General features: G+C 38.1%; 10 protein-coding genes. 6 read left to right on the top strand and 4 right to left on the bottom strand.

Annotated features, from left to right (window positions below; genetic code table 11):
• Positions 1 to 20: 20 nt before the first annotated feature.
• Positions 21 to 479: a division/cell wall cluster transcriptional repressor MraZ gene (mraZ, locus tag DC53_RS09875; protein WP_007376985.1), complete on the bottom strand. Its 459-nt coding sequence runs from the start codon at positions 477 to 479 to the stop codon at positions 21 to 23.
• Between the two features lie 494 nt (positions 480 to 973).
• On the opposite strand from mraZ, the gene DC53_RS09880 reads away from it, so the two are divergent.
• The 3 genes from DC53_RS09880 to DC53_RS09890 are packed head-to-tail and all read left to right on the top strand — an operon-like array spanning position 974 to position 2,018.
• Positions 974 to 1,312 (top strand): hypothetical protein, encoded by a 339-nt coding sequence (locus DC53_RS09880; protein ID WP_007376986.1) that lies wholly within the window; start codon positions 974 to 976, stop codon positions 1,310 to 1,312.
• Between the two features lie 6 nt (positions 1,313 to 1,318).
• Entirely contained in the window at positions 1,319 to 1,774 is a 456-nt protein-coding gene (locus tag DC53_RS09885; RefSeq protein ID WP_033029901.1) for a hypothetical protein, read from the top strand.
• A gap of 1 nt (position 1,775) precedes the next feature.
• Complete coding sequence (locus DC53_RS09890; protein ID WP_007376988.1) at positions 1,776 to 2,018, top strand: hypothetical protein; 243 nt, start codon at positions 1,776 to 1,778, stop codon at positions 2,016 to 2,018.
• On the opposite strand, the gene DC53_RS09895 is transcribed toward DC53_RS09890, so the two are convergent.
• Both DC53_RS09895 and DC53_RS09900 read right to left on the bottom strand, forming a co-directional pair.
• Positions 2,015 to 2,995: a glutathione S-transferase family protein gene (locus tag DC53_RS09895; RefSeq protein WP_033029899.1), complete on the bottom strand. Its 981-nt coding sequence runs from the start codon at positions 2,993 to 2,995 to the stop codon at positions 2,015 to 2,017. The two genes, DC53_RS09890 and DC53_RS09895, sit on opposite strands and share 4 nt — an antisense overlap.
• A 21-nt stretch (positions 2,996 to 3,016) precedes the next feature.
• Positions 3,017 to 3,859: a pirin family protein gene (locus DC53_RS09900; RefSeq protein ID WP_008135012.1), complete on the bottom strand. Its 843-nt coding sequence runs from the start codon at positions 3,857 to 3,859 to the stop codon at positions 3,017 to 3,019.
• A gap of 482 nt (positions 3,860 to 4,341) precedes the next feature.
• On the opposite strand from DC53_RS09900, the gene DC53_RS09905 reads away from it, so the two are divergent.
• On the top strand, positions 4,342 to 5,223 hold the full coding sequence (locus DC53_RS09905) for a LysR family transcriptional regulator (protein WP_007376992.1): 882 nt from the start codon (positions 4,342 to 4,344) through the stop codon (positions 5,221 to 5,223).
• A gap of 39 nt (positions 5,224 to 5,262) precedes the next feature.
• On the opposite strand, the gene DC53_RS09910 is transcribed toward DC53_RS09905, so the two are convergent.
• Positions 5,263 to 6,216 carry a YihY/virulence factor BrkB family protein gene (locus DC53_RS09910; RefSeq protein WP_007376993.1) on the bottom strand — a complete coding sequence of 318 codons (954 nt, stop codon included), beginning with the start codon at positions 6,214 to 6,216 and terminating at the stop codon, positions 5,263 to 5,265.
• Positions 6,217 to 6,332: 116 nt separating this feature from the next.
• On the opposite strand from DC53_RS09910, the gene DC53_RS09915 reads away from it, so the two are divergent.
• A complete protein-coding gene (locus DC53_RS09915) occupies positions 6,333 to 7,412 on the top strand; it encodes a mechanosensitive ion channel family protein (protein WP_008135008.1) in 1,080 nt (359 codons plus the stop codon).
• A gap of 211 nt (positions 7,413 to 7,623) precedes the next feature.
• Entirely contained in the window at positions 7,624 to 8,091 is a 468-nt protein-coding gene (locus DC53_RS09920; RefSeq protein ID WP_033029897.1) for a YcxB family protein, read from the top strand.
• Positions 8,092 to 8,192: the final 101 nt, after the last annotated feature.

Raw genomic sequence — 8,192 nt, 5'->3', positions numbered from 1 at the left:
ATTTGCCTTTTATTGTGCTGTTAGAGAGTGAAATTATCTAAATCAGGGTGAGGTTCAAAATCACCAAGCCTCTCAAGCTCAGTATCTTGGCGCATTTGTTCGTTCCAACGCGCCTCATCCCAAATTTCAAACTTATTCATCAAACCAACCAACATTATTTTTTTGCCTAGATCTGCATGTGCACGCAATGAAGGCGCTAACAAAATCCGACCATTTTTATCAAGTTGATATTCTGTGGCATTCCCTAGCAACATACGCTGCATACGTCGAGCTCGTGGATTCATATTTGAAATTTTAGCTAAACGATTTTCTATTTCTTGCCACTCAGCAAGCGGATATAACCATAAGCACGGCTCATTTAGCGCAACAGTACAAATAACAGTTCCTTGGTCTTCAGATAGCAGAGATTCTCGGTACTTGGTTGGTACCGCAAAGCGTCCTTTATCATCCAAACTCAGTGAACTTGCGCCACGAAACATAAACAGCCTGCTTTAAATTATTTTAATCGCCTAGCGATTACTTTGATCCAGTTTGATCCACTAAAAACCACTTTTTACCACAGTCCTCCAGTTTAGGGCTTGACAAGCCTTTTTGTCAAGTAAGCTGACCAGCTTTAACGAGTCTCAAAGCTAGAAAAAATAAGGGTTCAAGCAAAGCGATTGAATTACGTGGGAAAAAGTGGAATAACAGCGAAAAAAAAATTTACTTAGTTTTAATATGCTTATTTCTACATGTTCTGCTTACTGAATAAACAATGAATATTTACAGTTTTTTAAGCATTTTCACCTTCTTTGTAAAATTTACCTAACCGTGTAGTAATAGTTACTGTTTTTTTAAATTACCAACCTTGACAAAACCAGGGGGAAACAAAAAAACACCTGAAATTCAACAGGTTAAAATAAAAGTTAAATTTGGTTTAATCATTGCATCATCTAAATCACTACTTAAATTTTTAACTTATTAAGGATTGATTATGGCTACTGCAACAAATACGAAACCAAACACAACTTCAGATGTTAAGCCTGACGTTAAACTAAAAAATACTGACTCGCCACTTACAGAGAAAGCCACATCAGCGGCGCACGATGCTGTAGATGCACTTTCTAGCAAAGCAGCAACAGCTGAAAGCAGTGTTCGTAAAGGCGCTTCTAGTTCAGCAGAAGCACTAAGCGAAAAACAACTTATTGCACGCGAAAAGCTGAGCGAATGCACTGCAAAAACGCGTGCTTTCGCTTCTGAAAACCCATTAGCAACTGCGGGCATTGCTTTTGCTGCTGGTATGTTAATTACATCATTATTTCGTCGTAAGTAATCAGTGATGAATAACCCACAAACAACCGCAACCAAGGATGGTAACGCGCAAAACCAAGCTACTGAGCAGCCAAGCCAAAAGGACTATTGGCAAGATCATATTGCAAAGCTTTTAGAGTACTCTAAGCAACTCAAGGATGATTACCAGACCCAAGGAGAGATCACCCATCAGCTTGCTAAAGCTGAATGGCGGTTGTCGCTTAGATCGCTTGCATTGATCACTATATTTTTAGGCTGTTTTGCCAGTGGCTTGGTTTTGTTGTGGGCAGGATCTCTAGGTGCTGTTGGATACGGTGTATATGATCTCTTTGGGTCGGTATGGCTGAGTATTGCAACAGCTACTTCACTGCAAGTTGCTTGTTTAGTATGGCTTTGGAAAAACACAGTTTACCTAAGCAATAAAATTGGTTTTAGTAAAACACTTAAAAGCTTAAAGCAGCTATTAAATTTACATGGGAATTAGTATGTTAGTAGATAATTTGATTAAGGCCCCAAACAAAAACGTTCAAGCTCTTAGTAAGCAAATGGATATGCGCAGTGAATTAAAACGCCAACACCATGCGGCGTTTCAATATCGGTTAAAACGTTTTGCAGCAACTAAAGTAGGACTAACAAGTGCTTTTTTAGCCGGTGCTGCTGTACAAGCAGGGAAAAGCGAAACCAGCTTGGTTAGAAAATATGGCTGGCTTGTTAGGCTACTCGCTTAAAGATAAATACCTCTACCGTGATCAGATAAGTAATCAATACTTGGACCACTTGGCACAACTTGTGTCGGGTTGATCATTGTATGGCTAAAATAGTAATGACGCTTAATATGATAAAAATCAACTGTTTCAGCCACACCTCTAACTTGATATAGCTCTCTAAGGTATCCGCTCAGTGCAGGGTAGCTTTCAATTGTGCGTAAATTACATTTAAAGTGACCAACGTACACACTATCAAACCGAATCAACGTAGTGAATAATCGCCAATCAGCCTCGGTGAGTTTGTTTGTGGCTAAATAACGCTGCTTGCTCAGTATCCCCTCTACTGTATCGAGTGCTTTAAATAAATCATTAAATGCCTCTTCATACGCATCTTGAGTTGTTGCGAAACCCGTACGATAAACTCCATTATTTATATCTGGATAAATCAACGCGTTTAATTCGTCAATTTTTAGTTGCAATTCTTCAGGATAAAAGTCATCGGTATTGCCTGTTAATTCATTAAATGCACTATTGAACATACGTATAATATCGGCAGACTCATTACTGACAATTTTATTTAGCTTTTTATCCCACAATACGGGAACGGTTACCCGCCCGGAGTACTTTGGGTTATTTTTTGCATAAACTTGATGTAAGTAATTACTATTAAATAAAGTATCGCCAGTACTGTGGTTTTTCGTATCAAAAGCCCAACCACTATCAAGCATATCAGGGCTAACAACCGACACAGTAATTAAATTTTCCAACCCTTTTAACGCTCTAAATATAAGCGTTCGATGCGCCCAAGGACACGCAAGTGATACATATAAATGATACCTGTTCGCTTGTGCTTTAAAACCGGCCTCGCCCGTTATTCCAGCACTGCCATCAGCAGTTATCCAATGACGTAACTGCGCAGCTTCACGCTCAAACTTTCCGTTACTTGAATCGGTGTCGTACCACTTATCTTGCCATTGACCATCAACTAATAATCCCATGAAACTCTCCTAAAAATAGGGTTAAATTTTGCCGAACTCGCCGTTTTGATAATCACGCACTGCTTGCTGTACTTCAGCTTGCGTCGTCATTACAAACGGCCCCATGTGAGCAATCGGTTGATTAAGTGGATCGCCTGCTAAAACCAAAACACCAGCGCCTTGCTCTGAGGTAATATTAATATTACTGTCTGGCTCTAAAATAAGTAACTTACCAGCTGGGATTGTTTGATCGTCGCTTGTTATTATTGAGCCGCTATGAATATAGATCATTACTTTTTGTTGGCTAAGAGGCTCCAAATGAACGCTTTTACCGGCGGGTAATGTAATGTCAGCAAGTAGAGCATTAGCAGCTAAACCCTGCAAACTACTTGTAAGCGTTTCACTTTCGAACTGCCACGATCCCGCAAGTGCTTTTAACGTCACACCGTGCGTATTTGTAAAACTCGGAGCTGAATTTTGCGTAGTATCTTGATAACGTGGATCGCGCATCTTATCCAAACTTGGCATGTTGATCCAAATTTGAAAGCCATGCAATCCATCAACGGTATCAGCGAGTGGCATCTCACTGTGCATAACGCCGCGCCCTGTACTCATCCATTGCACATCACCTGCTTTAATTGCTTTTTTGTTACCCATTTGGTCACGATGTTCAAAGCCACCTTTTAAAATATAAGTAAACGTTTCAATCCCTCGATGGGGATGCTCTGGAAAACCTCCCATATAATCTTTTTTGTCGTCTGACTTAAGTTCGTCAATCATTAAAAATGGATCTAAATATTTACCATCAAATCCTGGGATACGACTAATACTTACGCCATCGCCATCTTGAGTTGCATAAGCTGTAAGCACTTTTGATATTTTCATTTTTTAATTCACTTTAAAAAAGAAGTTGATGAGGGTATTAAATCATTCATTAAATAAAACAACTATGTCTTTAAATTGGTCATAACATTCTAAAAAATAGAAAGTTATGCTTTATTGTTCATATTTCAAACCTTGTATTACCGTGGTTATTTTTACTTATTTTTTAAATATCCGCTTTATCAATTACTTAAATTGCTGAGTAATTGATTGTTAATCCTGAAGTACTAATGCAAAGTTGTTTAATAATGATTAGTAAAATTAGAATGCAGCTTGCTTTCGACGGCTTTGGTACAGGCTCCTCATCACTTACTTACAATAAATGGATACGACTACTTAAAAATAGAAATGATTTTATGGCGTTTCGAAAAATAAAAAATCATTCTATCTAAATAATCCAACAAAAAGTTTAACTGTTACGCAATAAATAATGAGTCTATGCGGTCAAGTTATGCAATCAGATAAAAGTGGTAGTAGGATAAAATATGGCGAAAGCAACACTAGAGCAGTGGAGAATGTTTAAGGCTGTTGTTGACCATGGTGGATTTGCTGGTGCAAGTGCAGCTGTTCATAAAAGCCAGTCAACGGTTCATCACGCAGTACAAAAACTAGAAGTCGCTTTGCAAATTAAATTACTTGAAGTAAAGGGTCGCAAAGCCTTTTTAACAGACAGCGGTAAACTTATTTTACGCCGCGCAGAGTTTTTAATTGAAGAAGCGAGTAAAATAGAATCTGTCGCCAATACGCTCAGCGAAGGTGTGGAGAGCACATTAAAAATTGCAGTTGATGAAGTATTCCCCCACCCCATTTTGTATCAAGCACTGGCCAGAACCAGTGAACTTTTCCCGCTTTTAAAAATCGATTTAATAGAAAGCGTGTTAACGGGCGCTAACGAGTTATTAAATAATGCCGTTGTTGATTTAGCTATTTCTTCAATTCCTATTTACGGTATTAGTTGTAACCAGCTTTGTGATATAGAATTTGTCGCTGTAGCACACCCAAATCATCCGCTGCATCAGCGCACAGAGACTTTGTCATTTCGTGATTTAAAATTGTATAGGCAAATTGTAGTTCGTGATTCTGGCACGCAAACTAGCCATGATGAAGGTTGGCTAGGCGCAGATATGCGCTGGACGGTTAGTCATTTACGAAACTCTATTGATATGGTTAGCCAAAATTTAGGTTATGCATGGCTTCCTCGTACACAAGTATCTCACCTAATTGAAGAGGAAAAATTAAAAGTACTAAATCTAGAGCAAGGGACAACCCGTGCCCTTAAGTTATATTTAATGTGTAATGACACAGACAGACTAGGGCCTGCTGCACAAGAGTTTAAAGAGCAATTAATTAACCTGAGTTTAGATTAACAATCTTTAACTCATCGCCCTAAGTTATAGTAAATTAAATCACTTGTTTTTCACATCGAGGTGGTCGGCTACATATGCGCCTCGATTGCCTCTTTTTTTTGCGGGGCCTATTGTGCTGTCTATCGCCGTTTGTTGTTCCGTTGCGGCGTTAGTCGAAGCGCCTAAAATAACAATATAGGCACTTATATAAAGCCACATTAACATAATAACTACCCCACCTAACGAGCCATAGGTTTCGTTATAGCTCGAAAAACGCGACACATAAAATGAAAAACCAATAGATGCCAAAATCCAAAGCATGGTAGCAATGGAGGATCCTATTGTGATCCAACGCCATTTAGCTGGCTTTCGGTGCGGGGCGTAGCGATATAAGAGCACTAATGTAAAATTAAATATTAAAGCCAATAATGGCCAAGAAATAAGCTTGATCAGTAAATCTATGCCTTCTTTAAGTCCAACTAAGTTAAGTACAATTGGCAAGATACCAATAATTATAAGTGAAAAAATAGCAACGATAATCGCACCCATAGAAAATAAAAAGCGCACTAGTAACGCTTTAAAAAATGAGCGTTTTTCGTATTCTCGATAACTAATATTACACGCAGTAATAAGCGCCTGACTCCCTTTAGAGCTACTCCAAATAGTAAGTACTAAAGTTCCCAATGCACTGATACTTAAACTAGCGTTTGAACTTTGAGCAAGACTTGAAACTTGAGACAAAATGAGTTCTCGTGAGCTGTCAGGTAATAACGTAACAAACAAACTCAAATGTTCACTAATATCAGTAGGAGAGGAAAAATAAGCATAAATAGAAACAACGGCGGCAATAGCCGGAAAAATAGCAAGCAGTGCATAAAACGCAACTCCTGCAGCAACAAGCGATAAATTGTCCTCGTTCATTTGCTTAAAAATACGCTTAACAATATCCCACCAACCTACTACAGGAATATGCACAGGTTGCGCTGCTTGCTGCCCTCGTTTAGTCTCTTTCATTCTAAATCCCAAAATTTGTGTTACGTTATCTCAGCAAAATGTTTGCCAAGTTATATTGAACATTTGGTACTAAACTTGCTGCTAACAATTATAAAAACTAAACACGGATGACAGCCATGCCCAGTAGCCAAGCAAACAACATAGTACAAAATAATGCCCCTCTCATAACACATAGTTTTGAAGGTGATATACTTTCATGGCATTTTTTCCACGAACAAAGTCTGCAATTACTGCACGCAACAGCGCAAATATTACCCACTCTATTACTTGGCACAGTCCTTTTAGTACTAAGCTATTTAATCGCAGGGCCGCTTTCGCGACTACTTATAAAACCCATCGATTATATGACCGACAGTAAACTCGTTCACTTAGTCGCAAGGCGCAGTATTAGCACCTTAATTATTTTATTAGGCGTGTACTTATTTTTACGTTTAGCTGGGCTTACTGAGTTTGCAGTCGCTATTATGAGTGGAACAGGATTAATAGGCTTAATATTAGGTTTCGCTTTTAGAGACATAGCAGAAAATTTCATCGCCAGTTTATTACTAAGCATACAAAGACCTTTTAAAATTGATGATGTAATAGAGGTAGATAATCGCTTAGGGATCGTTAAAAAAGTAACCGCACGGGCAACAACACTAGTGGATTACGATGGTAATCATATTCAAATACCAAATGCGACTGTGTACAAAAACACCATTAAAAATCTCACCGCCAATCCCAAAATGCGCGGTAAAGTAGAAATAGGTATTGGCTATGATAACGATATACGCAATGCACAAACTCTCGCACTCGACATTGCCAATCAGCAAAGTGCCGTACTAAGCGACCCACCAGCGCAAGTATTAATAAAAAACCTTGGCTCATCCACTATTAACTTTACCTTGTTCTTTTGGGTTAATAGCGAGCAGCACAGCCCATTAAAAGTAGGCTCACAACTTATGCGAGAACTTGTCAACGAATTTACAAAGCACAATATCAGCATGCCTGACGACGCAAGAGAGCGTATTTTACTTACCCCTGCTAACGAAACTATTTTTGGTTCAGAGCAAAAACAATCACCAAAAGTAAAAAACATAGTTAACGAAACAGACGATAAAACTAAAACACTCGATGATGTGAGCAGTGATACTGACGAAATACGTGAACAAGCAGATAAATCAAGAGATCCTGAACAAGGAAAAAATATTATTTAACCTGAACTCTGATTAAGAGATTTTCAGTGAAAACAAGGCTAATTTGCGCGTTAATAGCTGGCCTACTGCAAATAAATTTAATGCAGTTAGCGCTGACAATAACTGCTTGAGATAGATTTATTATCCAGAGTTCAGGTTCTTTATTATAAACACTGCGCATTTGCAGCTTAGCTTGCTAAAATAGGAAAAAATATGTTTTAAGTAAAACAATATGGCATTAACTACTACCTATACACTTGATAGACCTTACTTTTATGAATGCTTCGATGAGTCGCTTCCTTATAGTAAACGTGCGCAACCTAAATATTTTCTACTCGTGCTATTAACAGCACTGGGTTTGTTTGGTATTTATGGTTTAAATGATCATTACTTAGGTTCTTTTTTAATCATGCTGGCAATTCTTGAATGCGTTGCCTTTTACTATCGTCGTCCTTGGTGGGTAACCAGACAAATGCTCAGCAGAGCGTCTGGCTCAGAAGTCACCCTTACTTTTGATGAAGAAGGCATTAAATCGGTTAATCATTACAAAAACTATCAATTAGTATGGCAAGATATAAACGAAGTTATAGATACAGAGCGCGGATTATTATTAAAAAATAAACGTGGTATGCAATATATTTCAAAACAAATTTTAAGCCCCGAAATTATTAATTATATAAACAAAAAAGCCACTCAATGAGTGGCTTTTTTGTTTAGCTAGGTAAATTACTCAGCTATTTTATACCAATCTGCTTATATATGAGGTCTATTTAACGTTGAGAAAATTACGCTAGAACTAGG

It is taken from the genome of Pseudoalteromonas fuliginea (assembly GCF_000690055.1).
Taxonomy (GTDB): Bacteria; Pseudomonadota; Gammaproteobacteria; order Enterobacterales; family Alteromonadaceae; genus Pseudoalteromonas; species Pseudoalteromonas fuliginea.
The sequence above is the reverse complement of the archived record's forward strand: the minus strand, read 5'-3'. Positions and strand labels throughout refer to the sequence as shown.

Excerpts from the sequence above, each read along its gene's own strand:
- mraZ (WP_007376985.1), bottom strand. The coding sequence starts at position 479 with ATGTTTCGTGGCGCAAGTTCACTGAGTTTGGATGATAAAGGACGCTTT.
- DC53_RS09880 (WP_007376986.1), top strand. The coding sequence starts at position 974 with ATGGCTACTGCAACAAATACGAAACCAAACACAACTTCAGATGTTAAG.
- DC53_RS09885 (WP_033029901.1), top strand. The coding sequence starts at position 1,319 with ATGAATAACCCACAAACAACCGCAACCAAGGATGGTAACGCGCAAAAC.
- DC53_RS09890 (WP_007376988.1), top strand. The coding sequence starts at position 1,776 with ATGTTAGTAGATAATTTGATTAAGGCCCCAAACAAAAACGTTCAAGCT.
- DC53_RS09895 (WP_033029899.1), bottom strand. The coding sequence starts at position 2,995 with ATGGGATTATTAGTTGATGGTCAATGGCAAGATAAGTGGTACGACACC.
- DC53_RS09900 (WP_008135012.1), bottom strand. The coding sequence starts at position 3,859 with ATGAAAATATCAAAAGTGCTTACAGCTTATGCAACTCAAGATGGCGAT.
- DC53_RS09905 (WP_007376992.1), top strand. The coding sequence starts at position 4,342 with ATGGCGAAAGCAACACTAGAGCAGTGGAGAATGTTTAAGGCTGTTGTT.
- DC53_RS09910 (WP_007376993.1), bottom strand. The coding sequence starts at position 6,216 with ATGAAAGAGACTAAACGAGGGCAGCAAGCAGCGCAACCTGTGCATATT.
- DC53_RS09915 (WP_008135008.1), top strand. The coding sequence starts at position 6,333 with ATGCCCAGTAGCCAAGCAAACAACATAGTACAAAATAATGCCCCTCTC.
- DC53_RS09920 (WP_033029897.1), top strand. The coding sequence starts at position 7,624 with ATGGCATTAACTACTACCTATACACTTGATAGACCTTACTTTTATGAA.